27 protein-coding genes and 1 pseudogene are annotated in these 25,984 nt (G+C 74.5%); 19 read left to right on the top strand and 9 right to left on the bottom strand.

The window, feature by feature from the left end; translation table 11 throughout:
• Nucleotides 1–163: 163 nt before the first annotated feature.
• Nucleotides 164–613 (top strand): GNAT family N-acetyltransferase, encoded by a 450-nt coding sequence (locus CLT72_RS14985; protein WP_101412392.1) that lies wholly within the window; start codon nt 164–166, stop codon nt 611–613.
• Between the two features lie 12 nt (nt 614–625).
• On the opposite strand, the gene CLT72_RS14980 is transcribed toward CLT72_RS14985, so the two are convergent.
• The gene (locus CLT72_RS14980) at nt 626–931 is read right to left on the bottom strand and encodes a DUF6766 family protein (RefSeq protein WP_250102074.1); all 306 of its coding nucleotides are present in this window, start codon (nt 929–931) and stop codon (nt 626–628) included.
• Between the two features lie 77 nt (nt 932–1,008).
• The gene (locus CLT72_RS14975; protein WP_101412391.1) at nt 1,009–1,488 is read right to left on the bottom strand and encodes a DUF4383 domain-containing protein; all 480 of its coding nucleotides are present in this window, start codon (nt 1,486–1,488) and stop codon (nt 1,009–1,011) included.
• A 260-nt stretch (nt 1,489–1,748) separates the two neighbouring features.
• On the opposite strand from CLT72_RS14975, the gene CLT72_RS14970 reads away from it, so the two are divergent.
• From CLT72_RS14970 to CLT72_RS14960, 3 genes are read left to right on the top strand one after another with little or no spacing between them, the layout of a single operon-like run.
• On the top strand, nt 1,749–2,528 hold the full coding sequence (locus CLT72_RS14970; RefSeq protein WP_101412390.1) for a hypothetical protein: 780 nt from the start codon (nt 1,749–1,751) through the stop codon (nt 2,526–2,528).
• 31 nt (nt 2,529–2,559) lie between these two features.
• Nucleotides 2,560–3,012 carry a phage holin family protein gene (locus CLT72_RS14965; RefSeq protein ID WP_088998863.1) on the top strand — a complete coding sequence of 151 codons (453 nt, stop codon included), beginning with the start codon at nt 2,560–2,562 and terminating at the stop codon, nt 3,010–3,012.
• Nucleotides 3,009–3,692 carry a DUF3618 domain-containing protein gene (locus tag CLT72_RS14960; protein WP_101412389.1) on the top strand — a complete coding sequence of 228 codons (684 nt, stop codon included), beginning with the start codon at nt 3,009–3,011 and terminating at the stop codon, nt 3,690–3,692. Before CLT72_RS14965 ends, CLT72_RS14960 begins: the two co-directional genes overlap by 4 nt.
• Before the next feature lie 106 nt (nt 3,693–3,798).
• On the opposite strand, the gene CLT72_RS14955 is transcribed toward CLT72_RS14960, so the two are convergent.
• The 3 genes from CLT72_RS14955 to CLT72_RS14945 form a co-directional block, all read right to left on the bottom strand.
• On the bottom strand, nt 3,799–4,899 hold the full coding sequence (locus CLT72_RS14955) for a glycosyltransferase family 2 protein (protein ID WP_486484265.1): 1,101 nt from the start codon (nt 4,897–4,899) through the stop codon (nt 3,799–3,801).
• On the bottom strand, nt 4,896–5,630 hold the full coding sequence (locus CLT72_RS14950; protein ID WP_101412388.1) for a class I SAM-dependent methyltransferase: 735 nt from the start codon (nt 5,628–5,630) through the stop codon (nt 4,896–4,898). The genes CLT72_RS14955 and CLT72_RS14950 overlap by 4 nt, the downstream gene beginning before the upstream one ends.
• A 93-nt stretch (nt 5,631–5,723) precedes the next feature.
• On the bottom strand, nt 5,724–6,971 hold the full coding sequence (locus tag CLT72_RS14945; RefSeq protein WP_101412387.1) for a cytochrome P450: 1,248 nt from the start codon (nt 6,969–6,971) through the stop codon (nt 5,724–5,726).
• 432 nt (nt 6,972–7,403) lie between these two features.
• On the opposite strand from CLT72_RS14945, the gene CLT72_RS14940 reads away from it, so the two are divergent.
• Nucleotides 7,404–7,796: a hypothetical protein gene (locus CLT72_RS14940; protein ID WP_101412386.1), complete on the top strand. Its 393-nt coding sequence runs from the start codon at nt 7,404–7,406 to the stop codon at nt 7,794–7,796.
• 368 nt (nt 7,797–8,164) lie between these two features.
• Complete coding sequence (locus CLT72_RS14935; protein WP_101412385.1) at nt 8,165–10,060, top strand: hypothetical protein; 1,896 nt, start codon at nt 8,165–8,167, stop codon at nt 10,058–10,060.
• Between the two features lie 62 nt (nt 10,061–10,122).
• Here CLT72_RS14935 and CLT72_RS14930 read toward each other — a convergent pair whose 3' ends face one another.
• Nucleotides 10,123–10,341 carry a DUF397 domain-containing protein gene (locus CLT72_RS14930; RefSeq protein WP_088992395.1) on the bottom strand — a complete coding sequence of 73 codons (219 nt, stop codon included), beginning with the start codon at nt 10,339–10,341 and terminating at the stop codon, nt 10,123–10,125.
• A 70-nt stretch (nt 10,342–10,411) separates the two neighbouring features.
• Between CLT72_RS14930 and pepN the strand changes: the two genes are divergently transcribed.
• The 8 genes and pseudogenes from pepN to CLT72_RS14890 all read left to right on the top strand — a co-directional run.
• Entirely contained in the window at nt 10,412–12,928 is a 2,517-nt protein-coding gene (pepN, locus tag CLT72_RS14925) for an aminopeptidase N (RefSeq protein ID WP_101412384.1), read from the top strand.
• A gap of 71 nt (nt 12,929–12,999) precedes the next feature.
• Nucleotides 13,000–13,596, top strand: coding sequence for a nicotinate-nucleotide adenylyltransferase (gene nadD / locus CLT72_RS14920; protein WP_088998869.1), 597 nt, complete (start codon nt 13,000–13,002; stop codon nt 13,594–13,596).
• A gap of 110 nt (nt 13,597–13,706) precedes the next feature.
• Nucleotides 13,707–14,117, top strand: a complete 411-nt coding sequence (gene rsfS, locus CLT72_RS14915) for a ribosome silencing factor (protein ID WP_101412383.1) — start codon at nt 13,707–13,709, stop codon at nt 14,115–14,117.
• Entirely contained in the window at nt 14,114–14,740 is a 627-nt protein-coding gene (locus CLT72_RS14910; RefSeq protein WP_101412382.1) for a histidine phosphatase family protein, read from the top strand. The genes rsfS and CLT72_RS14910 overlap by 4 nt, the downstream gene beginning before the upstream one ends.
• Nucleotides 14,741–14,779: 39 nt before the next feature.
• Nucleotides 14,780–15,640, top strand: a complete 861-nt coding sequence (locus CLT72_RS14905; protein ID WP_101415175.1) for a DegV family protein — start codon at nt 14,780–14,782, stop codon at nt 15,638–15,640.
• A 74-nt stretch (nt 15,641–15,714) separates the two neighbouring features.
• The gene (locus CLT72_RS14900) at nt 15,715–16,284 is read left to right on the top strand and encodes a DinB family protein (protein ID WP_101412381.1); all 570 of its coding nucleotides are present in this window, start codon (nt 15,715–15,717) and stop codon (nt 16,282–16,284) included.
• Between the two features lie 144 nt (nt 16,285–16,428).
• A complete protein-coding gene (locus CLT72_RS14895; protein WP_101412380.1) occupies nt 16,429–17,406 on the top strand; it encodes a ComEA family DNA-binding protein in 978 nt (325 codons plus the stop codon).
• Nucleotides 17,403–18,023 (top strand): annotated as a pseudogene (locus tag CLT72_RS14890) (ComEC/Rec2 family competence protein); the annotation flags it as partial. The gene CLT72_RS14895 and the pseudogene CLT72_RS14890, both read left to right, overlap by 4 nt.
• Here CLT72_RS14890 and CLT72_RS14885 read toward each other — a convergent pair.
• Entirely contained in the window at nt 17,962–18,741 is a 780-nt protein-coding gene (locus CLT72_RS14885; protein ID WP_101412378.1) for a hypothetical protein, read from the bottom strand. The pseudogene CLT72_RS14890 and the gene CLT72_RS14885 overlap by 62 nt on opposite strands.
• A 65-nt stretch (nt 18,742–18,806) precedes the next feature.
• Between CLT72_RS14885 and CLT72_RS31950 the strand changes: the two genes are divergently transcribed.
• The 5 genes from CLT72_RS31950 (at nt 18,807) to CLT72_RS14865 (ending at nt 24,077) form a co-directional block, all read left to right on the top strand.
• Nucleotides 18,807–18,953 (top strand): hypothetical protein, encoded by a 147-nt coding sequence (locus CLT72_RS31950; protein ID WP_158242032.1) that lies wholly within the window; start codon nt 18,807–18,809, stop codon nt 18,951–18,953.
• Nucleotides 18,954–19,426: 473 nt separating this feature from the next.
• Nucleotides 19,427–19,999 (top strand): ComEA family DNA-binding protein, encoded by a 573-nt coding sequence (locus CLT72_RS14880; RefSeq protein ID WP_101412377.1) that lies wholly within the window; start codon nt 19,427–19,429, stop codon nt 19,997–19,999.
• A gap of 20 nt (nt 20,000–20,019) precedes the next feature.
• On the top strand, nt 20,020–22,455 hold the full coding sequence (locus CLT72_RS14875; protein WP_486484378.1) for a ComEC/Rec2 family competence protein: 2,436 nt from the start codon (nt 20,020–20,022) through the stop codon (nt 22,453–22,455).
• Nucleotides 22,456–22,578: 123 nt separating this feature from the next.
• A complete protein-coding gene (gene holA, locus CLT72_RS14870) occupies nt 22,579–23,559 on the top strand; it encodes a DNA polymerase III subunit delta (protein WP_101412376.1) in 981 nt (326 codons plus the stop codon).
• A complete protein-coding gene (locus tag CLT72_RS14865; protein ID WP_250102081.1) occupies nt 23,556–24,077 on the top strand; it encodes a hypothetical protein in 522 nt (173 codons plus the stop codon). Before holA ends, CLT72_RS14865 begins: the two co-directional genes overlap by 4 nt.
• Nucleotides 24,078–24,425: 348 nt before the next feature.
• On the opposite strand, the gene rpsT is transcribed toward CLT72_RS14865, so the two are convergent.
• Nucleotides 24,426–24,692, bottom strand: a complete 267-nt coding sequence (gene rpsT, locus CLT72_RS14860; protein WP_101412375.1) for a 30S ribosomal protein S20 — start codon at nt 24,690–24,692, stop codon at nt 24,426–24,428.
• 144 nt (nt 24,693–24,836) lie between these two features.
• Complete coding sequence (locus CLT72_RS14855; RefSeq protein WP_101412374.1) at nt 24,837–25,823, bottom strand: phosphotransferase; 987 nt, start codon at nt 25,821–25,823, stop codon at nt 24,837–24,839.
• Nucleotides 25,824–25,984 lie beyond the last annotated feature (161 nt).

Genomic DNA, 25,984 nt, shown 5'->3' with positions numbered 1-25,984 from the left:
GCCGAATAGCCCGCCCCGGCGGGCGACGCCGGACGGGGTCCCGCCCGCCGGAGCGACGCCTATTGCCCCGCCCCGGCGGGCGATGCCGAATGGCTCGTCGCGCTCCGTGAGCGGGTCGGCTGCCGGAAACCTGCCGGAAATCCCCGCCACCTAGCGTGGCCTGATGCTGATCGAGTCACGTCCCGCCACCGACCCGGAGATCGACGCGCTGGTCACCGCCCAGCAGCGCGAACTGCGGGTGGCCGACGGCGGGCTGGACGGCCAGGTGACCGTCACCCACGACGACATCCGCTACCTGGCGGTGGTCGCCGGCGGGCGGGCGGTCGCCTGCGGCGGGATCCAGGGGATCGACGCCGGCACCGGCGAGGTCAAACGGATGTACGTCCGCCCGGCGTACCGGGGGCGGGGCATCGCCCGGCAGTTGCTGACCGCGCTGGAGGAACTGGCCTTCCAACAGGGGTACGGGGTGGTGCTCCTGGAGACGGGCACGTACCTGCCGGCCGCCATCGCGCTCTACACCTCCAGCGGGTACGAGCCGATCCCGGTCTACGGTGAGTACGTCGGCAACCCGTACAGCGTCTGCTTCGCCAAGCGGCTGCGCGTGCCGGCCTGACGGTGCCGGCCGTCAGTCGCCGGTGTGCGCGTGTTCGGCGGTGACCGGCTTCGACTCCGCCGACCCGCGCTGCACCAGGTAGGCGGTGAGCAGGACGTAGCCGCCCATCTGGAGGAACTCCGACTCCCAGTTCTCGAAGACCGACTCCATGAAGTGCCCGCTGCCCAGGTACGCCGCCCAACTGGTCGGGGCGGCCCCGAACTCGGCCAGCTCCTCGTTGTGCGTCTGCCATCCGAACACGCTCTGTAGCACCAGGAAGACGAGGAACGCGCCGAACATCGTCACCGTCAGGGCGTTGTCACGCAGCCACCTCGGCATGAGGACCCCCTCGTCGACGGACCTCCGACCTCCGTGCCCGCAGGTCACGGCAGGCAAACGCCGCGCCCGGCGGGTCGTCAGGGGCGGTCGAAGGGGGCGTCCGGCCGGGTGCCCGTGCCGACCTGGTTGGAGAGCAGCAGCCCGAGGGCGAGCATGCCGAAACCGAGGACCAGGTGCAGCCAGTTGTCGGCGTCGTTGACCGGGATGAAGTTCGCCGCGCTCTCCCGGTCGATCGCGAAGCCGTACAGCCACAGGCCGAGGTAGAGGGCGCCGCCGCCGGCGAGGAAGACCCGGGCCCCGGCGACGCTGCGCGCCATCAGCAGGCCGGCCAGCCCGAAGCCGAGGTGCAGGGCGTTGTGCAGGATCGACACCTGGAACAGGCCGAGCAGCCGGGCCTCGGAGTGGTGGCCGGCGAACGTCATGTCGCCGTAGCCGGTGGTGATGCCGGGGATGAACCCGAGCACCCCGATCAGGGCGAAGATCCCGGCTGCGGCCACGGCGGCGTACTGCACCCGCTGCTTCGGGGCCCGCGCCGCCCCGCGTGCGTACCGTGCCATCGATTCACCTCCGTGGACCCGCGGAACGCCCTGCCCGCGGCGCCGGCTGGCGAGGGGCGGCCGTCACTGTGCGCGACGGAGCCGCCACCCGATCCGGCGATCCTCCATTTTGCAGCGGCCCGGTGCGGGCGCGCAGGGAAAGTCACGAACGAGGTATGGAACCGGCGACGCAGGGTAGGTCAAGAGATGCGACGGCAGGAACGGCCGACGCAATCCCCCCAGCACAGACCCGCGAAGACTTTCCGAGCGGAAGGGAAATCATGACCTACGATCTGTCACCCACGACTTCCACGTACGGGCAGGAGTCGACCAACGGCAGTGGTGTCCGTGAGCAGGCCCGTCAGGTCGGCTCGGAGGCCAAGCAGGCCGGTGGCGCCGTCGCCGAGACCGCCAAGGAGCAGGGCCGGGAGGTCGTCGGCGAGGCGAAGCACCAGGCGCGCAACCTCTACGGCGAGGCCCGCAGCCAGCTCGCCAGCCAGACCGGTGAGCAGCAGCGACGGGCCGCCGGCGGGCTCCGCTCGCTGGCCGACGAGATGCGCTCGATGGCCGACCAGGGTGGCCAGGCCGGCCCGGTGAGCGAGATCGCCCGCCAGGCCGCCGACCGGGTGCACGGCGTGGCCGGCTGGCTGGAGCAGCGTGAGCCCGGCGACATCATCGCCGAGGTGCGCTCCTACGCGCGCCGCAACCCGGGCACCTTCCTGGTCGGCGCCGCCGTGCTGGGTGTGCTCGCCGGCCGGCTGACCAAGAACATCTCCGCCGCCGGCGACGACCAGGGCGCCAACGGCTACTCCGCGTACAACTCGGGTGCGGGCTACGACCCGGAGCGGACCGCGGTCATCCCGACCCCGCCGGCCCCGCGCGCGGTGCCGGACGCCGTGCCGCCGGGCGGCTACCTCGACCCGACCCCGGGCGCGTACGCCGACCCGCAGACCACCACCAGCTACGCCGACCCCGCCGGTGGCGTGGGTCAGCCGCTGCCGCCGGTGACCCAGACCGACCCGCTGCCGGGCGTGCCCTCGACCGGGACCCCGCGTCCGTGAGCCTACGAATCACCCGAAGGGAGGCGGCGGCATGAGCATGCCGACGCAGGGGGCGGGGCTGGACTCCGGCTACCACCCCCACGACGCGGACGAGGTCAGGGGCAGCTCGATCGGTGAGCTGATGCGCCAGGTCACCAGCGACCTGTCCACGCTGATGCGGCAGGAGGTCGAGCTGGCCAAGGCCGAGATCCGCCAGGAGGGCAAGAAGGCGGGCAAGACCGCCGGCTTCTTCGGCGGCGCCGGCTTCGGCGGCTACATGGTGGCCCTCTTCCTCTCGCTGGCCCTCTGGGCCGGGCTGTCCAACGTGATGGACGCCGGCTGGGCGGCGCTGATCGTGGCCGTCATCTGGGGCGCGATCGCCGCGGTCCTCTACTCCAAGGCCAAGAAGAGCGCCGAGCACATCCGCGGCCTCAAGCAGACCAACGACAGCGTGCAGCGCATCCCCGACGCGCTCAAGCCCCACCCGCAGGAGGTCACCCGATGAGCACCGACCCGGACCAGATCCGCCGGGAGATCGAAGCCACCCGGAGCAACCTGAGTTCCGACGTGGACGCGCTGGCGTACAAGGTCAGCCCCGCCCGCATCGTCGACGACCGCAAGCAGCGGGCCCGCAACGCACTGCAGAATGTGAGGGACAAGGTGATGGGAACCGCTTCCGACCTGGGTCACAGCACCAAGCACGGCGCCCACGCGGTGGGCGACCACGCCTCCTCGACCGCCTCCACGGTCAGCGACAAGGCCCACTCGGCGGCCTCGACGGTCAGCGACAAGGCCCACTCGGCCGCCTCGACGGTGAGCGACGCCGCGCAGCGCGCCCCGCACGTCATCCGGCAGAAGTCCGAGGGCAACCCGCTGGCCGCCGGCCTGATCGCCTTCGGCGTCGGCTGGCTCGCCTCCTCGCTGATCCCGGCCACCAGCCGCGAGCAGCAGATGGCGTCGCAGGTCAAGGAGAAGGCCGGCGAGCACGCCGGGGTCGTGAAGGAGAAGCTGGGCGAGGTCGCCACCGAACTGAAGGAGGAGCTGCGCGAGCCGGCGCAGCACGCCACCGAGTCGGTCCGGTCCACCGCCCAGGACGCGGTGCACGCCGTCAAGGACGACACCCGTTCCGCCGCCCACGACGTGAAGGACCATGCGCAGCAGTCCCGCGAACAGGTGCGGTACTGACCAGCCCGGTCACCGCACGCCGCAGCTCGCGGCCACTCCCGGAGCACCGTCCGGAGAGTGGCCGCGAGCTGTCGTGTGCGTCCCGGGCGCGTACCGGCGCGGGGACTCAGCGCAGGTGGCGGCGCAGGGTGCGTTCGAAGTGGGCGGCGCGGCGCATCCGGCCGCCGGCGTAGCGGACCCCGCCGAAGAGCAGGCGCCGGCCGACGGCGAGCCAGCCGCACACGCCGCGCTCCAGCACCCAGAGCGGGGCCGCCAGGGCGGTCGCCGGCGGGAAGACGGCGGTGCCCCCGCCCCGGCGCCGACCCGCCTCGGCGAGCGCCACCGTGGTCGCGGCCGCCCCGAGCAGCAGTCCCGGCCGCCGGTTCGCGACCGCCGTCGCCAGCGCCGGCAGGACCGCGAGCGAGGTGACCAGGCGGGCCGGCTGGGCCAGGTCGTCGTACGCCTGACGGACCCGCTGGCCCAGGAAGTGGGCGGTGCCGGGCGGCAGCCGGCGTACGTGCAGCCAGGCGGGCGCGGCCTCGGTGCCCCCGTACGCGCGCACCGTGCGGATCAGCTCCAGGTTCTCGAAGAGCACGTCCGGGTCGTACCCGCCCATGGCGAGGAAGGTGCTCCGGCGTACCGCCAGGGTGCCGGGGTAGTCGGCGCCGAGCGCCCGGTTGAGCAGCGTGCGCCCGGTGTCCCACCACGCGTGCCAGGGCAGCGGGTCGAAGTAGTTCTGCGGCCGGACCAGGTCCACCCGGTCGAGCAGCCGGTGCACGACGCGCAGCCCCGCCCCGTCGTACCGGACGTCGTCGTCGGCGATCACCACGTGCTCGTGGCGGGCCGCGCCGACGCCGGTGAGCACCCCGGTCACCTTGCCGTTGACGCCGCGCAGGGCGGGATCCGGCCGCAGGTGCCGGACCAGCCCCCGCCAGGCCCGCGCGTGCCGGTCGAACACCTCCGGCGGCGACCCGTCGACCACGGTCACGTCGACCAGGGCGCTCAGCCACCGCAGGTAGCCGGTCAGTTCGGTCAGCCCGGCGTCGTCGGTCCAGCGCAGCGGCAGCACGTACGCCAGGGGAAGCCGGCACCGCTCGGCTCCCGACGGCGGGGCCGTGCCGCCGCCGAAGACGGTCGTGCCGCCGCCGTGGGGTGCGGCCCCGCCGGCCCCGGCCGTGTCCCCGCCGTCCCCCGGCGCGGCGCCGGGCGGTCGGGCCGGCGCGCTCACGCCGGTGGCCGGCGGTACACGGAGACGTGCTCGCGGCTGTGGTCGGTGAACGGGCGGCCGGACCAGTCCTCCCAGCGGTGCTCGCGGCGCAGCCCGGCCAGCTCGGCCATCAGGTCCAGCTCCGCCGGCCAGGCGTAGCGGTGGTTCGCCGGCAGCAGGTGCACCCCGCCGTCGGTGAGCCGGACCTTCGTGGTGGTCATCCGCTGCTCGGCCGGGTGCAGCAGGGCCGCCTCCAGCAGCACCACGTCCTCCGCCACCCGCACCGGGCGCAGCGCCCCGCCGGCGCGGAAGGCACCCGGATCGGGCACCCACGCCTCGACGACGAACCGGCCGCCGGGACGCAGGTGGGCGGCGGCGTTGCGGAAGCAGGCCACCTGGGAGGCCTGGTCCGGCAGCGCGAAGATCGTGTTGAACGCGAGCACCACCAGGGCGAACTCGCCGGGCACCCGGGTCCCGGCGAAGTCGCCGACGGCCACCTCGACCGCGTCCCCGCCTGGTTTGGCGCGCAGCCCGGCGGCCATCTCCGGGGAACCCTCGACACCGGCGACGGCCAGCCCCCGGGCGGCCAGCGGCAGGGCCAGCCGGCCGGTGCCGATGCCGAACTCGCACACCGGGCCACCGTCGGCCAGCTCGGCGAGCCGCTCCACCGCCGCGTCCGGCGTCAGGTGCGCGTACGTCTCGTCGTAGACGTCCGCGGCGCGCCGGCCGTACTCGCTGGCGTCGAAGGACACGGTGCCTCCCGGTGACGGTGGGTGCCCGCAGCAGGTGCCCGGTTATCGGGCGGCCAAACCGACGTGTCGTTCCGGCGGTTGCTCCCGTGTCGTTCAGGCCGTGCGGCGGACGTTGGTGATCAGGAACCCGCTCGGCGGTAGCGCCGGCATCGAGCGCAGGCTCAGCGCCAGGTTCTGCGGTGGTACGTCGTACCGCATCGTCGTGGTCAGGTTGGTCACCGCCCGCTTCATCAGCTCGATCGTGATCCATTCGCCGGCGCAGCGGTGCCCGGTCAGGTGCTCGCCGCCGCCCTGCGGGACGAGGGCGAACGGGTCGCCCCGCCAGCCCGTGAAGCGCTCCGGCAGGAAGCGCTCCGGTTCCGGCCAGAGCGCCGGGTGGTGGTTGGTGCCGTACAGGTCGAGCAGCACCCGCCGGCCCCGAGGGAAGTGGTATCCCTGCCAGTCGAACGAGCGGCGCACCCGGGCGGCGGCCACCGGGAAGAAGGGGTAGTAGCGCCGTACCTCCTGCACGAAGCTCCCGGTGGCCTCGTCGCTCTCGCGGACCCGCTGCCGCCAGGCCGGGTGGTCGTGCAGGGCCAGCGCGGCGAAGACGACGAAACGGTCGACGGCGACCGTGGGGCGCAGCACGTTGAGCAGTTCGACGGCCGCGATCCGGCGGGGGAGCAGCCGTCCCCGGTCGTCCCGGTGCTCGGCGATCACCCGCAGCGCGCTGCCCTCGGGGGCCGGGAGCGTGCCGGCGCGCTCGCGTTCGACGACCTGGCCCATCCAGCGTTCGCCCCGGCGGCGGCCCCACAGGCCGCGCCAGTGCAAGGGGCCGAGCGCCGCCGGCCCCTCGATCATCGCGTGCAGTTCGGCGGTACGCCGGTGCACCTCGGAGCCGGCCAGCGGCACGCCCGCCCAGGCACAGACCGTACGGGTCAGCATCCGGCCGATCTCGTCGTAGAGCACCACCGGCCCGCCCGCCTCCCAGGCCGGGACGCGGGCCCGCCACTCGTCGTCGAAGAGTTGCCCGAGGTGCCGGACCGCGGCCGGCGTCATGATCGACATGAACATGGCCTTGCGGTCGGCGTGTTCCGCACCGTCGAGGCCCTGCACGCCGCCTCGGCCGGTCAGGGTGCGCTGCGCCCGCTTCGGCATCGCGCCCGCCCGGACGAAGCGCTCGGGGTCGTAGAACAGCTCCGCCGCCGGCCGGCCGCGCAGGCAGATGGTGGGCTCCAGCAGCAGCCGGGCCTGGAAGATGTCGGTGCCGTGGCGGTCGCAGCGCCGGCCGACGAAGCGGTAGCCGTCGCGCAGGAACGCCACCGAGCTGTCCGGGCTGCGCTCTGTCGGGATGGTGGCCATCGGGCCTCCTGACCGGGATCCTGTCCGTACCTCTGCGTCTACCCAGGCCGGCGGGCCTGAACCCCGGCGTCCGGTCGACGCCACGACGTGGCTCGGCGCCGCCCGGGTCGCCGCCCGCCGGGCCCGGGCCGCCGCCCGCCGGGCCCGGGCCGCCGCCCGCCGGGCCCGGGCCGCCCGAGAACCTGCCGCCCGGTCGCCGCCCTTGGCGGGAACCGCGTCGCCCGGGTGGCCCGTGGCGGACGGCGGAGCCGGGCGGGGAGGGGGCCAGCGGATGCCACGTCTGCTGGCCCCTCCCAGGGACGCGGAGAGCTGGTTTCCTCGGGGGAGCGGTCCGGCCGGGTCGCCGGCGGCAGGTCGCCGGCGACCCGTCGGAGCGGACCACCGGCGGTCCACCGGAGGCGGGGCCGCCCACGATCGTCACGGGGAGGACGCATGCGCGACAACAGGCCCGCGTACTGGGGACAGCGGCAGGCGCGGGAGGCGCTCGGCACGGCCCGGGATGTCGCCGGCACGTCGTTGATCACGGCGGCGCGCCGGCCGGCCCGGCCCGGGCGCTTCTTCACGGTGCACCTCGGCTTCACCGCCCCCGATCTGGCGTCGGCCCGGGAGTTGGCCGTCGGCTACGCGGAGGCGCTGAGCGTGCTCCGGCCGGAGGTGGCCCTGGGCGCGTCGGCGCTGTCCCCGGCCGAGGCGTGGCAGCAGGCCGAGCGGCTGTTCTGCGGCGCTTCCGGCCCGGACGGCGAGCGCTGCGCCGACGTCGCCGACCACCCCGGTTTCCACCACGCCCCTGGGCCGGGCGGGCTCGGCTGGGGCGACGGCGACTAACGCGTCGATCAAACCCCGGCTCGGCCCGGCCGCGCCCCTGCGGCGCGATTCGCGGGACGTACGGTGCGATTCACGGAACGCACGGAAATTGCTTCCGTGGGAATCGCGCGGGTGGCTCATCCAGACGTCGGAACCCGCTTCTGAGGAACTGATCTCAAATCTCGTTTCAGCGCAACCTCTTTGGCTGTGCCGGTTTTGTGGCTGTTTATCGGCTCAATCCGCACCGCCGTCGGTGCCGAAAGGTCGTCCCCAATCACCAATGCCGGAAGTACCTCGTTTGTTCACCGAGGCATCCGCGCCAGGTAACGGGGAGGTTAACTCCCTTCTGGACGGACACATCCGATCCGGCGAGTTCGGGGGAATCGCACATGCACGTCATGCTGGCCTGGTTCGCTGACGACAATCTGTCGGACAGCGCCCGGAGCGCCGCCAGGCAACGCTTTGAAACGGCCGCCGCAGACCTGGTGCCCGACACTTTCGTACGACACGAATTCGGCGCCGACGACTGGGGCGTGACCGTCCTGCACCACAGCGACCAGGGCCCCTACCGGTGGCCGACCGTCGACACCGTCGGGCCGGTCACCGCCGTCTCCCTCGGGCTGCCCGTGGGGGTGGACGTCACGGGCGGCCCGGCGGCGCTGGCCGGGCGCCTGCTGGCGGGCCAGGAGGTGCACCGCGAGGTGGTGCCGCCGTTCGGCCTGCTGGCCCTCGACGCGGCCGGGCGCTTCGCCCTGCAACAGGACTGGATCGGCATGTGCCGGGTCTTCACGGGCGGAGCGGGCGGCCTGACGGCCTTCTGCACCCGTCCCGGCCTGCTGGCCGCGTTCCTGCACGGCGACCCGCGGCCCGACCTGGACGGCTGGGCGTCATACATCCTCTGCGGGCACTTCGGCGGCGACAGCTCACCGGTGGCGGGGGCCCGGCTGCTGCGCCCCGGTGAGCGGGTGACCGGCCGTCGGCGCGACGGCGGCGGGTGGGAACTCGTCACCACCACGCGATACGCCACCGACGACGTCGTAAGCGACGGGCTGGCGGCGCAGGACCGGCCGGTGGGCGAGCTGCTGGACCGGGCGGCCGAGGCCATCACGACCACCGCCGCCGGCATCCACGGCCTCTACGACGACGACATCACCCTGGGGCTGTCCGGCGGGAAGGATTCCCGGCTCATCGCCGCTGCGCTGATCGCGGCCGGCCGGACCCCCCGGTTCCTCACCAACGAGGACACCCGGGCCGAGGGCGAGGTCGCCCGCGAGCTGGTGCGGATCCTGCGCGACAAGCGGGGGCTGCACCCCGAGCACACGCTCCGGCTCGCCGGGGCGCGCGCCAACGTGCTCGGCACCGGCCTGCACGAGCGGGCCCGGCGCCTGCAACGGCTGACCGACCACCAGTTCCCCTCCAGCTACCTGGTGCGCCCCGCCGGCCCCGGACGCCTGGTCGACCAGGCCAGCCCCGCCACGTTCACCGGCGCCGCCGGCGAACTCGCCACCGAATACTGGTATCCCCCGACCGACGACGGCGAGCCGTCCCCGCGGGAGACCGCATTGGCCCGGCTGCTGAACGCCGTGCCGGCGGGCGTCGCCGACCCGGCCGTGGTCACCGCCGAGCGGGAGCGCATCGGCGTCCTGCTCGACCACGGCAGCGGGCTCGGCCTGCACGACCTGCGCCTGGTCGACTACATCTACCTGGTGGAACGGGTCCGCCGCTGGTACACCTCGGCGTACGCGATCGGCATGGTCACCCCGTTCCTCTCGCCCGGCTTCGTCGCCGCCACGTTCGCGTTGACGCCCGCGCAGAAGCGCGAGCGGCTCATGCACACCGGGCTGATCGCGCGGCTGGTGCCCGAGTGGGCGCAGGTCCCGTTCGTCAGCGTCTCCACCGGCCCGTCCACCGCCACCCGGGTGTGGGAGGGCGACGGCCTCCAGGCCATGGCCGAGCTGCTGGACACCGCACACGGCCCGCTGACCCACCTCGTGCGCCGGCCCGCCGTGGAGAAGGCACTCCGCACCGCCGCCCGGGGCGGCCGGCCCGATCAGCGGACGCTGCAACAGTTCACCTGGCTGGCGCTCGCCTCCGAGCGGCTCGAACCGGGCACCACCCGGCCCGCCACCGGTGCCGCGTACGCCCGGATCACCGCGCCTCCGCAGCAGCGCCAGCCGGCCGGTGGCGCGGTCGCCCGGCTGCGCTGGATCAAACGCACCCGGCTCGGTGGCCGGCTCTGGTCGGCCGTGGCCAGGCGGGTGCGGCCCCGGCCACCGGCCGAGTGAGCGGACCCGCCCGACCCCGCCCGGCCAGGCCGGCCAGGCCGACCGGGCGGGGCGGTCGGCAGTCAGTCCAGGTCGAACTCGCCGTCCTGGGCGCCGGCGACGAAGGCGTCCCACTCGGCCTGGGTGAAGACCAGGACCGGCCCGTCCGGCTCGGCGGAGTTGCGCATGCCGATCAGGTCGTCGACGAAGGCGACCTCCACCGCGCTCTCGGAGGTGTCGCCCTCGGCCCGCTGCCAGACCGCCCGCGAAAGGTCGAAGTCGCCCTTGGGGTGCGAAGCCATCGTCAAGTCCTCCAGTGCACACGGGTGATGGGGGAGACACGTACGGTTCCCCATCGGGCAGGATAAGCGGATGCCGAGCCTGACCCGTGTAGAGGCGACCGCGCGTGGCGCGGCGATCACCGTCGAGTCCTATCAGGTGGACCTCGACCTGACCGGCGGCGGCGAGCGCTTCCGTTCCGACGTCACCATCCGCTTCCGGGCGGTCCCCGGCGCGCAGACCTTCGTCGAGGTCCAGCCCGCGAAACTGCTGGCCGTACGCCTCGACGACCGCGACGTCGACCCGGCCACGCTGGTCGACAACCGGCTGCCGCTGACCGGGCTCGCCGCGACCAACACGCTCACCGTCTCCGCCGAGATGGCGTACTCGAACACCGGCGAGGGGATGCACCGCTTCGTCGACCCGGCCGACGGCGAGACCTACCTCTACGCGATGTCCTTCCTGGACAATGCGCAGCGCATCTTCGCCGCCTTCGACCAGCCCGACCTCAAGGCCCCGGTCACCCTGTCGGTCACCGCCCCGCCGCACTGGGTCGTCGCGGCCAACGGCCAGCTCGCCGCCACCCCGCGTCCCGGGCGCTGGGAGTTCGCCCCGACGGCGCCGCTGGCCACGTACTTCGTCTCGCTGATCGCCGGTCCCTGGCACGTCCGGCGCGGCGAGCACGACGGCATCCCGCTCGGCGTCTACTGCCGGCGCTCGCTGGCGGAGCACCTGGACGCCGACGCCGAGGAGATCCTCACCGTCACCGGGCAGTGCCTCGACCGGTTCCACCAGCTCTTCGCCGAGCGCTACCCGTTCGGCAAGTACGACCAGGCGTTCGTGCCGGAGTTCAACGCCGGCGCCATGGAGAACCCGGGGCTGGTCACCTTCCGCGACGACTACGTCTTCCGCTCGGCCGTCACCGACACCGAGCGGGAGCAGCGCGCCACGACCATCGCCCACGAGATGGCGCACATGTGGTTCGGCGACCTGGTCACCATGCGCTGGTGGGACGACCTGTGGCTGAACGAGTCCTTCGCGGAGTACCTCGGCACCCGGGTGACCGCCGAGGCGACCCGCTTCGACCGGGCCTGGACGACCTTCGCCCTGCGACGAAAGGCCTGGGGCTACGCGGCCGACCAGCGCCCCTCGACCCACCCGGTGGCCCCCGAGGAGGTCGCCGACGCCGCCGAGGGCCTGCTCAACTTCGACGGCATCTCGTACGCCAAGGGCGCCAGCGTCCTGCGCCAGCTCGTCGCCTGGCTCGGCGACGACGCCTTCCTCGCCGGCCTCAACGCCCACTTCGCGAAGCACCGCTTCGGCAACGCCACCCTGGCCGACCTGCTCGGCAGCCTCGCCACCTCGGCCGGGCGCGACCTGTCCGGCTGGGCGGAGCGCTGGCTGCGCTCGGCGCAGGTCGACACGCTGCGCGCCGAGGTCACCGTCGACGCCGAGGGCCGCTACACCGAGGTGGCGATCGGGCAGAGCGCCCCCGACTCGCACCCGGTGCTGCGCCCGCACCGCATCGGCGTCGGCCGGTACGCCGCCGACGGGTCCGTCGCCCGGGTCGAGGTCGACCTCGACCCGGACGCCGACGGCGGCCGGACGGTGCTGACCGGGCTGGCCGGCGAGCCGGCGGCCCGGCTGCTGCTGCCCAACGACGGCGACCTGACGTTCGCCAAGATCCGGCTGGACCCCGCCTCGGCGGACGCCGTGCCGCTGGTGCTGCCCGGCCTGGCCGACCCGCTGGCCCGGGCGCTGCTCTGGGGCGAGGCCCTGGACGCCGCCACCGACGGGGAGCGTCCGGTCGCCGGCCTGGTGGCCCTGATCGCCGCCGCTCTCCCCGCCGAGACCGAGGTGATCATCGCCGAGGACGTGCTCGCGCTCAGCCGCTCGCTGGTCGACCGCTACCTCGACCCGTCCGCCCGCGAGGCCGCGCTGGCGCAGGTCGCCGCCGCCTGCCGGAGACTGCTCGACGGGGCCCCGGCCGGCGGCTCGCTCCAGCTCGCGGCGGCCCGGGGCTGGATCGCCGCCAGCACCGACGCGGAGGGCCTGGCCGGCTGGCTCGCCGGCCGGGACGTCCCGCCGGGGCTGGCGGTCGACGCCGAACTGCGCTGGGCGCTGCTGCTCCGGCTGGTGGTGCTCGGCGCGGCCGGCGCGGCGGAGATCGCCGCCGAGGCCACGGCCGACCCGAGCGCCGCCGGCGCCGAGCGAGCCGCCCGCTGCCGCGCGGCACTGCCCGACCCGGCCGCCAAGCGGGCCGCGTGGGAGATCGTCGTGTCGAACACCGAGCTGTCCAACCGGCTCGTCGAGGCGACCGCGGAGGGGTTCTGGCAGCCCGAGCAGGCCGAGCTGACGGCCGGCTACGTGGCGCGCTACTTCGCCGAGATGCCGGCCGCCGCGCGGTCGCGTACGCCCTGGGTGGCCGACCAGGTCGCGAAGCTGGCCTTCCCCCGCTACGCCGTGGCGCAGCCCACCCGGGAGGCGGCCGCGGCGCTGCTGGCCCGCGACGACGTCACCCCCGGCCTGCGCCGGGTCGTGACCGACGCCGACGACGACCTGCGCCGCGCCCTCGTCGCCCGGACGGCGGTCGCCGCGGCGGCGGCCTGACGCCGTCCGCCGGACGGGACGGTCCGGCGACCCCGGGCGGTCGCCGGTTCCGTCCGGCCTAGGATCGCGGGGTGGAGGAAGACATCCGGCGGGTCGGGATCATGGGCGGCACCTTCGACCCGATCCACCACGGGCACCTCGTCGCGGCCAGCGAGGTGGCGGACCGGTTCGGGCTGGACGAGGTGGTCTTCGTCCCCACCGGTCAGCCGTGGCAGAAGGCGGACGAGCCGGTCAGCCCGGCGGAGGACCGCTACCTGATGACGGTCATCGCGACCGCCTCCAACCCACGCTTCCAGGTCAGCCGTGTCGACATCGACCGGGGCGGGCCCACCTACACGGTCGACACCCTGCGCGACCTGCACGCCGAGTACGGCCCGAAGGTGCAGCTGTACTTCATCACCGGGGCGGACGCGCTGGAGCGGATCCTCTCCTGGAAGGACCTGGACGAGATCTTCGAGCTGGCCCACTTCATCGGGGTGACCCGGCCGGGCTTCGAGCTGACCGACGCGCACCTGCCGGCCGACACGGTGAGCCTGGTGCAGGTCCCGGCCATGGCCATCTCGTCCACGGACTGCCGGGCCCGGGTCGCCAGGGGGGAGCCGGTCTGGTATCTGGTGCCGGACGGTGTGGTGCAGTACATCGCCAAGCGGCGCCTCTATCAGTCGTGATTCGCCCCGGTCTGGGGTGGTTCGGGCGGGTAACGCGCCAGAACTGACGAGTCGGGATTCCACCGGGTATGAGACGCTTGGAGGATCGCACGGTTGATCGAAGGAGAACGGTGACAATTTCCGAACGCGCCCACGAGTTGGCTCTCGCCGCCGCCCAGGCCGCGGCCGACAAGAAGGCGCAGGACATCGTCATCATCGACGTGGGCGACCAGCTCGCCATCACCGACGCGTTCCTGCTCGCCGCGGCTCCCAACGAGCGTCAGGTGCTCGCCATCGTCGATGCCATCGAGGAGCGGCTGCTCGAGCTGCCGGAGAAGGCCAAGCCGGTCCGGCGCGAGGGCGAGCGGGGCGGCCGGTGGGTGCTGCTCGACTACGTCGACATCGTGGTGCACGTCCAGCACACCGAGGAGCGCGAGTTCTACGCCCTCGACCGGTTGTGGAAGGACTGCCCGACGATCCCGTTCGTCGACCGCGACCTCGTCGACGCAGAGTCCGGCACCGGCTCCACCACCGCGGAATGACCCGCCTGATCATCTGGCGGCACGGCAACACCGACTGGAACGCCGCCAGCCGGGTCCAGGGGCAGACCGACGTACCGCTGAACGACCTCGGCCGCGAGCAGGCCCGCAGCGCCGCGCCCCTGCTCGCCGGCCTGCGGCCGGACGCCATCGTGTCCAGCGACCTGAGCCGCGCGGCGGACACCGCCGGCGCGCTGGCCGCGCTGACCGGGCTGCCCGTGCGCACCGACCCCCGGCTGCGGGAGCGGCACTTCGGCTCCTGGCAGGGGCTCGCCCTCACCGAGGCCGCCGAACGCCACCCCGACGAGTTCGCCCGCTGGCGGGCCGGCGACCCGGACCCGGGCGCCGGCCTCGAAACCCTCGACGACCTCGGCAAGCGGGTCGGCGCGGCCCTGTCCGACGCCGCCGACGCCGTGCCGGGCGGCACCGTGGTGGTGGCGACCCACGGCGGCGCGGCCCGGCAGGGCTGCGGCCACCTGCTCGGCTGGGAGCACGCCGTGCTGCGCACCATCGGCTCGTTGCAGAACTGCCACTGGACGGAGCTGCGCCACGACGACGTCCGGGGGTGGCACCTGCGCGCCCACAACGTCGGCCTGATCACCGTGCCGGCCACCGAGGCCGTCTGACCCCGGCGTTCCCCGGCCACATCGGCTAGCGTGCCGGGCATGCCCGTCGCGGTCGTCACCGACTCCACCGCCTACCTTCCGTCCGAGTTGCTGCGCGCCCACCGGCTGACGGTGGTGCCGCTGACCGTCGTGCTCAACGGCGCCGAGGGGCTGGAGGGGGTGGAGACCACCCCGGAGGACGCCACCCGGGCGCTCGGCGGCCGGCGCGTCTCGGTGAGCACCTCCCGCCCGGCGCCCGAGCAGTTCGCCCGCACGTACCGGGAGCTGTTCGACGCCGGCGCCGACGGGATCGTCTCGGTGCACCTGTCGGCAGAGCTCTCCGGCACCGTCGAGGCCGCCCGGCTGGCCGCCGCCGGCTTCGACGACCGGGTCGCCGTGGTCGACAGCCGCTCGACCGGCATGGGCCTCGGCTTCCCCGCCGTCGCCGCCGCCACGGCCGCCGAGCGGGGGAAGGACCTGGCGGGCGTACGCGACGCCGCCGTCGACGCCATCGCCCGCACCAGCATCTGGTTCTACGTCGACACCCTGGAGTTCCTCCGCCGGGGCGGCCGCATCGGTGCCGCCGAGGCGCTGCTCGGGACCGCCCTGTCGGTCAAGCCGATCATGCACATGCCGGACGGCGCGATCGTCCTCAAGGACAAGGTGCGGACCGCCAGCCGGGGCGTGGCGCGGCTGGTCGACCTGGCCGTGGAGGCCGCCGGCGACGCCGAGGTCGACCTGGCCGTGCACCACCTCGCCGCGCCGCAGCGGGCCGAGGCGCTGCTGGAGACGCTGCGGACCCGGCTGGGCGACCGGCTGCACGACTCGTACGTCTCGGAGGCCGGCGCGGTGGTCGCCGCGCACGCCGGGCCCGGCCTGGCCTGCGTCGTCGTGCACCGCCGGCCCCCGGTCAGCGGCTAGGGTGTCCTGTCGTCCACGATCTCCGTCGATCACGCGGGCAGCGCCGACACCCGTCCGGATGCCATCGTGACCCGATGAAGGACGACCTGCACGGTTACCTGAGGGGCGGCCGTGACGCGCTGCTGTGGAAGCTCGACGGGCTCAGCGAATACGATGCCCGGCGCCCGCTGACCCGGACCGCAACCAACCTGCTCGGCCTGGTGAAGCACGCGGCGGCCATGGAGATCCTCTACTTCGGCGTCGTGTTCGCCCGGCCGTTCGGGCAGGAGCTGCCGTACGTCGGCGACGCCGCCCAGACCGGTGCCGACATGTGGGCGACCGCCGACGAGACCCGCGAAGAGATCGTGGGGTTGTACCGTCGCGCCAGCTCCCACGCCGACACCACCATCGGAGCCCTCGCGCTCGACGACGTCGGCCGGGTGCCGTGGTGGGGCGATGCGGCGGTCACACTGCACCAGGTCCTGGTCCACGTCGTCGCGGAGACACAACGGCACGCCGGCCACGCGGACATCGTGCGCGAGCTGATCGACGGCGCGGCCGGGCTGCTGCCCGGGAACGACAACCTGCCACCCGCTGACGAGCCGTGGTGGCGGGACCACCGTCGGCGGGTGGAGCAGGCCGCCCTCGACGCCAGCAACCGCTAGTTTTCCCTATGCGTTGAGCTGCGATTATTCGCTGCCCTAGCACATCACCCGCATGATCAGGCGGTTGTCCACAAGCGGCGCCGTCATCCACAGCCCGCCCTCGGCCGGCCGCGCGCCCCGGGCTCGCGGACCTAGCTTCGCGTCGTGTCAGAAGACGAGGAGACGGTGGTCCGGGAACGACTGCGCCGGTTGATGGCGGGCCGGCCGTCGAGCGCCGTACGGGCGCACCCCGGCGGGCCCGCCGATCCCCTGGAACGGCCCGGTGAACCCGCCGGGCCGTCCGTCGACCGTCAGGGGCCGGCCGGGCTGTCCGGCGATCATCGGAGGTCCGCCGGGCTGCCCGGAGATCGTCCGGGCTCGGTCGGGGTGCCGGAGCCGGTCGTGGCGCTGCCGCCCCGCACACCGGCGTCGCCGGTCGGCGCGGCGGCGCTGCCGGAGCCCGACCCGCCGGCCCGCGCCCTGGGCGCGGCGTCCCGGTTGCCGGGTCCGGGGGCGTTCGATCCGGGCCGGCGGGGGGTACGGGCGCTGGCCGCCGTCGCGGTGCTGGTGGTGCTCGGGGCCGGCTTCTGGGCGTGGCGGTCCCGGCCGCAGACCGAGCCGGTCCGTCCGGTGGCCACGGCGGAGGCGTCCGGGGCGGCGGTGACCGGCCTCGCGGAGCCAGCCACCACCACCGACGCCGGAGAGCTGGTCGTCGCGGTCGCCGGCAAGGTACGCCGCCCCGGGCTGGTCCGCGTGCCGGCCGGCGCCCGGGTCGCCGACGCCTTGGCGGCGGCCGGCGGGGCGTTGCCGGGGGTGGACGTCGCCCTGCTCAATCCGGCCCGCAAGGTCACCGACGGGGAGCTGATCCTGGTCGGCGTCACCGCGCCGCCGGGCGCGGCCGCCCCGCCCGGGGCGGCGCCCGGCGGCGCACCCGGGGCCCCCGGTGCCGGGGGCAAGCTCAACCTCAACACCGCGACGCTGGCGCAGCTCGACGCGCTGCCGGGCGTCGGGCCGGTGCTCGCCCAGCGCATCCTCACCCACCGCGACCAGCAGGGCGGCTTCCGCTCGGTCGGCGACCTGCGCCAGGTCGACGGCATCGGCGACGCCCGCTACGAGCAGCTCAAGGACCTGGTGACGGTGTGACGGCGCGCGGGGTGCCCGGCCCGTCCGGCCCCGGAGCCGCTGGCGTCGACGCCGGGGGCGAGCGGGCCGCGGCGGCCATCGACCTGCGGCTGGCCGGCCTGGCGGTGGCCACCTGGCTCGCGGCGTTGGCCGGGCTGCACCTGACCGTCGGCGGGACCCTGCTGCTGGCGGCGGTGGCTGCCGGGGCGGCAGGGCTGGGCGGGCTGCACCTGTCGGGCGTCCTCGGGCGGCCGGCCGGCCCCGTCCGGCGGTACGGCTGGATCGCCGTCGCTGTCCTGCTCGGCGTGGTCTGCGGTGCGACGGCGACCGCCGCCCGGCTGTCCGTCCGCGACGCCGGACCGGTCCGCGCCCTGGTCGAGGAGCGCGCCGTCGTCACCGCCGACCTGGCCGTCCGCGACGACCCCCGCCCCGTACGCGGCGTCGCCGGGCGCCCGGCCACCCTGCTCGTACCGGCCGAGCTGACCGGGCTCACCGGCCCGGACGGGCGGCGGGTCACCACCCCCGCCCGCGTGCTGGTCGGCGCCTCCGCCCGTCGAGAGGGGCGCGGACAGGTGGTCAGACCGGCCGGGCGAACCCGAGCCAGACCAGCGCCGAGTCCGACCGGTTACCCCGGTGGTCATAGCACCTGATCCGGATGCCGGTGAGGTGATGCCAGAACGCCACCTTGCAGTGCCCCAGGGAGGTCCTCTGTGGGGCACCCGTGACCTGCACCGTGCCGCCCGCGAGCGGGAGCGGCACCCGCACGTCGAACTCGCCGGTGCCGACGTCCTGCACCGTGACCGGCTGCCCGTTCGTGCTGAAGCCGTAGCCGACGACGGTGCACGCGGTGCCGGGGCTGCAGTAGACCTTTGCGACACCGACGTGCTGGGAGCTCAGCGAGGCGAACAGGTGACTGCCCTCGACGTGGGTGAGGATGAACCGGCTGTCCGTTGCGACGCCCGCGGAGTTGTAGCACCGCACCTGGAAGTCGGCGTACGGATCGGTGCGGTAGTCCCGACCGTAGGCGCACCAGACAGCGGGGTCGGGCGACGGAGAGCCGAAGGCCGTCACGTGTACCTGCCGTTGGTAGCCGTCGCCGTAGGGAATGCCGAGCCCCGCCAGCCGGACCCGGTAGTCACCCACCCCCTGCCGGACGATCGTGTTCGTGCCGCCCAGGGAGTTGTACTGGTACTCCCGGGTCGGCGTGTACCACGAGCCCAGCGGTGCGGAGGTCACGTCGTTGCGCACGTATGCGCCGCGCTGCACCGCGCCCGGTGCCGGATTGGTGTAGGCCGCCGTGAACTGTGAGTCCACCGCGACGCCGTACCGGTTGAAGCAGCGCACGTGCAACTCCACGCGGGGGTTGTCCCCCCCCCCCGAACGGGAACCAGTCGTGGACCTTGCACCGGTCGTCGGGCCGCGTGGCAACGCCCCCGTACGCGGTGACCATCGCCGTACCGAACGGACCGAGGTTCGGCAACGTCACGACGTACTGGCCGGTGTTCAACCGGACCACGGTGTTCGCCGCCCCGCTGGAGTTGGCCTGGTATCCCAAGCTGGGCACGTAGGGGATCCACAGGGTGCTGTCCGAGTCGTTCGCCCAGACGTAGCCGTAGCCGTAGAGGGCCGGGCCGGCATTCGCCGGCGGCGCGACCGCCACCAGCGCACCCGCCACCAGCGCCGCGGCCATTGCCACCCGAGCCGCGGCCCGGCGCGCCGGGATCCACACGCCGCCGTTCCCAAACCGCATCCTCATTCCGGCCTCCCGCCGTCCCATGTGCCCGAGCGCCACGCGCGGAGTCCGTAGGTCGGCGTGGCACTGGCGACGGTAGGTGCCGACGTCAAGGTCAGGGGCTCGATCCCGCACGGGGATCAAAGGCATGGTTCCCGGTACGGGTACGCGAGGGCAACTTCCCGGCCAGGTCGAAGGGCATAGCACATCCGAGGCTTGATCAGGGCGTTGTCCACAGACCGCTGAGCTGTCCACAAGTGGTTGTCAGGAACACACGTCGGTCACCGTCGCGCGCCTAGCGTACGGCGCGTGTCCGATGACGACGAGAATCTGTTACGGCAGCCGCTGTTCCGGCTGCTCGATGGCCGGGCCGGCGCGGTGCCACCACCGGCGGTGCCACGACCCGTGGTGCCTCGGCCGGCGGTGCCTCAGCCGATCGGGTCCGGGTCGGTCACGCCCCTGCCTGCCGTGCCGCCGGCCGCGGGGTTTCGACCAACCGACGGTCTACCGTCGCCCGAGGACGGCATTCCGACGGTCACACCATCCCGGCTGCCTGGTCCGGGGGCCTGCGATCCAGGTCGGCGAGGCGTCAAGGCGCTCGCCGCGGTGGTGGTGCTCGGCGCCGCTGGCTGGGCGTGGAGTTCCCGCCCGCAGGCCGACCCCGTAACGGCGACCACCTCCGTCGCCGAATCCGGTGCGGCCGTCCCGTCCGATGTGTCGGAACCCCGGGCCGGAGTGCCCGGGGTGGGACCGGTGCTGGCGCAGCGCATCCTCGACCATCGGGCCAAGCGCGGGGCGTTCCGACCGGTGAGCGACCTGCGGCAGGTCGACGGCATCGGCGACACCCGCTATGAGCAGCTCAAAGACCTGGTGACGGTGTGACGTCGACAGCCGGCGGCTCAGTGTCCGGGGTGCGGGTGATCGCAGGCCGGCAGCCGCCGGATCTGCGACTGGCCGGGCTCGCCCTGGCCACCTGGCTGTCCGCGCTGGCCGGGCTGCACCTGTCCGTTCCCGTCACGGTGGCGATGGCGCTGCTTGCCGCGGTCGGGGCGATCGCCGGCTACGGATACCTGAGCCACGGCCTGTGGGCGACACCCGACCGTGCCGGGGGGAGATCCAATCGCGCTGACCGTGCCGGTGCGGCCGACCGGCTGGTCGAACGCCACCGTTGGCTGGTCATCGCGGTGCTGCTCGGCGTCGTATGCGGGGCCGCGGCCACCGGCGCCCGGATGGTGGTGCGCGACGCCGCCCCGATCGCCGAGCTGGTCCGGGAGCGTGCCAGCGTCACCGCCGAGCTGCTCGTCCGTGACGATCCGCGCGCGGTCGCCGGTGCCACCGGTCGCCCACCGGTATACCTGCTCTCCGCCGAGCTGACCTGGCTGCGCGGGCCCGACCAGCAACGGGTGGCGGTACCGGCCCGGATTCTCGTACTCGCCAGCGATCCGGCCTGGCGGGGCCTGCTGCCCGGCCAACGGATCAGGACCACGGGCCGCCTCGGTGCGCCCCGAGGTGGTGACCTGACCGCAGGCGTGTTGTCCGCCAACGCTGCCCCGGTGCGCGTCGGCCAACCATCCTGGGCGCAGCGGGCCGCCGGCTCACTGCGCGCCGGTCTGCAACGGGCCTGCGTGCCACTGCCCGACGAGCCAGGTGGGCTGTTGCCGGGGCTGGTGGTGGGCGACACCAGCCGGCTCGACCCGGCCGTGGAGGAAGACTTCCTGACCACCGGCATGACCCACCTGAACGCGGTCTCCGGCTCCAACGTGGCCATCGTCGTCGGGGCGGTGCTGCTGCTGGTCCGCTGGGCACGGGCCGGGCCCTGGCTGGCCGCCGGGCTCTGCGGGCTGGCCCTGGTGGGCTTCGTCATCCTGGTCCGGCCCTCGCCGAGCGTGGTGCGGGCCGCCACCATGGGCGCCATCGGGCTGGCCGCGTTGGCGGCCGGGCGTCCACGGGCGGCACTGCCCGCCCTCTCCGCCGGGGTGACCGTGCTGGTGCTGGTCGACCCGGAGCTGGCCGGCGACGCCGGTTTCGCGCTCTCCGTGCTCGCCACCGGCGGCCTGCTGCTGCTCGCCCCGAGGTGGCGCGACGGGCTGCGGCGTCGGGGGGTGCCGGCCGGGCTCGCCGAGGCGCTGGCCGTACCAGCCGCCGCGCAGCTCGCCTGCGCCCCGGTGGTGGCCGGGATCTCGGGCACGGTGAGCCTGGTCGCGGTGCCGGCGAACCTGCTCGCGGTGCCGGCCATCGCGCCCGCCACGGTGCTCGGCGTGCTGGCGGCGGCGGTGTCGCCCCTCTGGCCGGCCGGGGCGGAGTTCCTGGCGTGGCTGGCCAGTTGGCCGGCCTGGTGGCTGGTCACGGTGGCACGGCACGGGGCGCGGCTGCCGGCGGGCACGCTGCCGTGGCCGGGCGGGGCGACGGGCGCCCTGCTGCTGGCCGGGCTGACCGTCGCGCTGCTCGTCGCTACCCGGCACCCGGTGGTCCGCCGGTTGGTGGCGGTGGTCGTCGTCGCCGTGGTGGCCGGCACGCTGCCCGTACGACTGGCCGCCCCCGGCTGGCCCCCGGCCGGGTGGGTGGTCGCCGCCTGCGCGGTCGGCCAGGGCGACACCGTGGTGCTGCCGGTGGCGGCCGGCCGGGCGGTGGTCGTCGACGCCGGGCCGGACCCGGGGGCGGCGGACGGCTGCCTGCGGCGGCTGGGCGTACGGGAGGTCGCGCTGCTGGTCATCAGCCACTTCCACGTCGACCACACCGGCGGCGTCGCGGGCGTGTTCCGGAACCGGCCCGTGGGCGCGGTACTCACACCGCAATGGCCGGAGCCCGCCGCCGGGCGGGGACTCGTCCTGGCCGAGGCCGCGGCGCACTCCGTCGACGTGGTGGCGGGCGCGGCCGGCTGGCGGTACCGGGAGGGTGGCGTCGAGTTCACCGTCATCGGCCCGTCCCGTCCGTTGCGCGGCACCCGGTCGGATCCCAACAACAACTCGCTGATGCTGCTCGCCACCGTCTCCGGCGTACGGATCCTGCTCGCGGGGGACGCCGAGACCGAGGAGCAGCGGGCGCTGCTGGACGACACGGCGCCGGGCGGCCTGCGGGCCGAGGTGCTGAAGGTCGCGCACCACGGATCGGCCTACCAGGACCCGGCCTTCCTGGACGCGGTCCGGCCCCGGATCGCCCTCGTGCCGGTGGGGACGGGCAACGCCTACGGGCACCCCAATCCGGCGGTGCTCGGGCGGCTGGCCCGGGGCGGGGCGCGGGTGCTGCGTACGGACACGGAGGGGGACGTGGCGGCGGTGCTCGGCGGGACCGGCCTCGGGGTGGTGACGCGCGGCACGCCACCCGGCAGGCGGCCGTAGGAATCGATGCCGATTATCGGCTTTAGCGGTGGACTGAGGCGAATGTCTGGATTTGCACTGAGTGCGGGCTCCGCCGCCGGAGTGCCGACGAGCAGACTGGATCAGGCCGCCGGCCGTGCGAATATGGGCGGCGTGACCGCCGCCAGCCTCGCTCCTATTCTGCTCGTCCTCGGCGACGAGGAGCTGCTCGCCACGCGCGCGGTCACCGAAGCCGTCGCCAAGGCGCGCGCCGTCGACCCCGACGTGGACGTCCGCGAATACCAGGCCGGCGCACTCCTCGTCGGCGAGATCGCCGAGATGCTCAGCCCCTCCCTCTTCGGCGGGCGGCGGGTGCTGGTGCTGCGCGCCGGCCAGGACGCCCGCAAGGACCTGGTGGCGGCCCTGCTGGCGTACGCGAAGAACCCCGACCCGGACGTGCAGTTGGTCGTGCTGCACCTCGGCGCGGCCAAGGGCAAGGCGTTCGCCGACGGGCTGAAGGCGGCCGGCGCGACGGTGGTGCCGGCGGCCAAGCTGAAGGGGCACCGTGAGCGGGTGGCCTTCGTCCGCGACGAGATCCGCCGGGCCGGCGGCAAGTGCACCGACGACGCCGCCGAGGCGCTGATCGCGGCGGTCGGCAACGACCTGCGCGAGCTGGCTGCCGCCTGCTCCCAGTTGATGGCCGACACCGACGGCCGGATCGGCGCCGACACGGTCTCCCGCTACTACCGGGGCCGGGTCGAGGTGACCGGCTTCACCGTCGCCGACGCCGCGATGGTGGGCGACGTGCCCGCGGCGCTGGAGGCGCTGCGCTGGGCGCTGCACGTGGGGGTCGACCCGGTGCCGATCGCCGACGCGATCGCCGACGGCGTCCGCACCGTGGCCCGGGTCGCGTCCGCCGGGCGGGGCGACCCCTTCCAGTTGGCGAGCACCCTCGGCATGCCGGCGTGGAAGGTCAGGTCCGCCCAGCAGCGGGCCCGTGGCTGGACGCCCGAGGGCCTGGTCCAGGCGATGCGGGCCGCCGCCGAGTGCAACGCGGCCGTCAAGGGCGGCTCCGACGACCGCGCGTACGCGCTGGAGCGGGCCGTCTTCTCGGTCGCCGCCGCCCGGCAGGGTGGCGCCCGGTGAGCGGATCGCCCCGCGGCTCGTGGGCCACGATCCCCGCCGACGAGGAGCGTTACCGTCCGCTCTACGCGCGCGTACTCGGGCTGCGTTTCGTCAACCCGGGCGGGGTGCTCTGCTTCCTCTTCTTCGAGGGCGCCGTCGCGCTCGCCGCGCTGCTCGCCCTCGCCGAGCTGGTCACCTGGTGGGCGGTGCTCATCCTGCCCGCCACGGTGGCCGCCATGGTGAAGCTCAACGACATGGTGGCCGCGGCGGTGGTCCGGTCCGCCGCCCTCGTACCCGAGCAGGAACGGGACCGCTTCCGCCAGCAGATGGAGCCCGTGGTCGGGCGGGCCAGGGTCGACTGGGTCAGGCACAGCGTGCCGGGCGTCGTCGTCACCGTGTCGTCGGCGCCGCGCGGCGCCCGGGTCGTGGGCGACCGACAGGTGCACCCTCATCCGCGGCACGGCACGGGGGAGCGCGACGGTGGCCGCGCGGACGCCGAGTTCGGCCCGCAGCGCGCCCACCCGGATCCGCTGGGCTGACGCCCGGCAGCCGGCCGAAGGCCGGGCACGGCGACGACCGACCCGGCGATCGCTGGGTACCCAGCAGTCCGACGGCCCACCCGGGGTCGCCCCGCTTGAGACCTTGGAAGGAATGGCCCTGATGGGGGCCCGTTTTCGCCAAGATCCGGCGTGCGGACGACTGGGAGCCACAGCGAACGGCGGGCGGCCGCAGCGAACGACAGTGAGCCACGGGAGCCGCAGCGACTGACGGCGCGCCATGGAGAGCTGTAGCGCACCGTTAGGACCAGCGGGAGCGGCGTGAAACGCAGACAGCCGGAAGCCCCGGGGCGGGCCCGGGGCTTCCGGTCAGGTCTTCAGGTCGCCTCGTCAGGCGGAGAGCGCCACCACGCGCTTGGCGATCGCGGACTTGCGGTTCGCGGCCTGGTTCGAGTGGATCACGCCCTTGCTGACCGCCTTGTCCAGCTTGCGCGACGCGTCCCGCATGAGGATGGTGGCCTTCTCGACGTCACCGGCCTCAGCGGCCTCGTTGAACTTCCGGACGGCGGTCTTCAGCGACGACTTGACCGACTTGTTACGCAGCCGGCGCTTCTCGTTCTGCCGGTTGCGCTTGATCTGGGACTTGATGTTCGCCACGCGACAGCCTCGTCTTGATAGCTCGGGTTGGTCTGCTTCCGCGCGCGACGAGCATGCGTCATCGCTGCGCGAAGAGCCAGGTTACCAGGTCGCCCGGGACGAGCCAAAACGGCTCGGTCTCCGCCCTGGCCGGCGGGCTTCCGCTCAGGTCCAGCCCTGCCGGCGGGCGAGCCAGCCGAGTGACTGTTCGCCGCTCCACCGCTGGTGCGCCGGCAGGTGCGGCGACGCGGTTCCGGGCGCCGAGGCGGCGGTGGTGAGGAAGTAACCGGACAGGGCGGCGAGGGTGGCGTCCAGGGCGTCGGGGGGCGCGCCCGCCGACGCCGGGTGCCGGACGAAGAGCGCGTCGGCGTCGAGACCGTCGGCGTACGCGGTGAGCAGCAGGGTGACCAGGTCGAACCAGGCCGGCCCCTGGCAGAGCCACGTCCAGTCGCAGAACCAGGCCCGCCCCGCCCCGTCGATGAGCACGTTGTCCAGCCGCAGGTCGCCGTGGATCAGGCCGGTCGCGCCGGCGGCGTACGCCGGGAGGCGGGACTCCAGCGTGACCAGGTCGGGCAGGCGGTCCCGGATGGGCGCGGGGAGCGGCGGGGCCGGCTCCCGGCCGGCGACAATCTCGCCCCACCAGAGGATGTCGTCGCGGGCCAGGTCGGCGAGGTGGGGCGGCCCGAGCCCGAGCAGTGCGGCCGGGGCGGTGGCCAGCATGGCGGCGACGTCGGCGTACCCGGTCAGGGTCGCGGTCAGCTCGGCCGCGTCCCAGGGCAGCCGGGGCGTGTGCCCGTCGACGGCGTCGAGGCAGAGCGCGAACCAGCCCGCCTCGTACAGCGTCCACCGGGGGCGGGGCGATGGCAGCCCGGCCGGGAGCCGGTCGAGGATCGCGGCCTCCCGGGCGTACCAGTCGACCAGTCGCGGATGCTCGGCGGTGGCCGCGGCCTTCACGAAGGCCCGGTCGCCGGCGGCGGTGCGGAGCACGGCGGCGAAGCCGCGGGTGAAGCCGGCCCCGGCGACCCGCGCGGCGACCACGGGCGCGCCGAGCCGGTCGCCGATGGCGGTACGCAGCGCCGCCGGCAGCGTCGCCCACTGCGGCCGGTGGGCGGTCGCGTGGTACGGCACGGGCGGCGGGGACGTCGACGTCACGCCACCATGCTGCCGGGCCGCCCGCCGCGCCGCACCCGCCGCGCCGCACCCGCCGCGCCGCCACGGCGTCCGGTGCCCGCGCGCGTCAGGTCACGCCGCCGGGCCGCCCGCCGCCCGTGCCGGCACGGCCCCGGCGCCCGCGACCCGCCGGGTGGTGCCGT

It is taken from the genome of Micromonospora sp. CNZ309 (assembly GCF_002846525.1).
The sequence above is the reverse complement of the archived record's forward strand: the minus strand, read 5'-3'. Positions and strand labels throughout refer to the sequence as shown.

Coding starts and splice junctions, on each gene's coding strand:
- CLT72_RS14985 (WP_101412392.1), top strand. CDS start 164: ATGCTGATCGAGTCACGTCCCGCCACCGACCCGGAGATCGACGCGCTG.
- CLT72_RS14905 (WP_101415175.1), top strand. CDS start 14,780: ATGCCCGTCGCGGTCGTCACCGACTCCACCGCCTACCTTCCGTCCGAG.
- CLT72_RS14975 (WP_101412391.1), bottom strand. CDS start 1,488: ATGGCACGGTACGCACGCGGGGCGGCGCGGGCCCCGAAGCAGCGGGTG.
- CLT72_RS14935 (WP_101412385.1), top strand. CDS start 8,165: ATGCACGTCATGCTGGCCTGGTTCGCTGACGACAATCTGTCGGACAGC.
- CLT72_RS14940 (WP_101412386.1), top strand. CDS start 7,404: ATGCGCGACAACAGGCCCGCGTACTGGGGACAGCGGCAGGCGCGGGAG.
- CLT72_RS14945 (WP_101412387.1), bottom strand. CDS start 6,971: ATGGCCACCATCCCGACAGAGCGCAGCCCGGACAGCTCGGTGGCGTTC.
- holA (WP_101412376.1), top strand. CDS start 22,579: ATGGGCGGCGTGACCGCCGCCAGCCTCGCTCCTATTCTGCTCGTCCTC.
- CLT72_RS14930 (WP_088992395.1), bottom strand. CDS start 10,341: ATGGCTTCGCACCCCAAGGGCGACTTCGACCTTTCGCGGGCGGTCTGG.
- CLT72_RS14960 (WP_101412389.1), top strand. CDS start 3,009: ATGAGCACCGACCCGGACCAGATCCGCCGGGAGATCGAAGCCACCCGG.
- CLT72_RS14900 (WP_101412381.1), top strand. CDS start 15,715: ATGAAGGACGACCTGCACGGTTACCTGAGGGGCGGCCGTGACGCGCTG.
- CLT72_RS14910 (WP_101412382.1), top strand. CDS start 14,114: ATGACCCGCCTGATCATCTGGCGGCACGGCAACACCGACTGGAACGCC.
- CLT72_RS14970 (WP_101412390.1), top strand. CDS start 1,749: ATGACCTACGATCTGTCACCCACGACTTCCACGTACGGGCAGGAGTCG.
- CLT72_RS14980 (WP_250102074.1), bottom strand. CDS start 931: ATGCCGAGGTGGCTGCGTGACAACGCCCTGACGGTGACGATGTTCGGC.
- CLT72_RS14965 (WP_088998863.1), top strand. CDS start 2,560: ATGAGCATGCCGACGCAGGGGGCGGGGCTGGACTCCGGCTACCACCCC.
- pepN (WP_101412384.1), top strand. CDS start 10,412: ATGCCGAGCCTGACCCGTGTAGAGGCGACCGCGCGTGGCGCGGCGATC.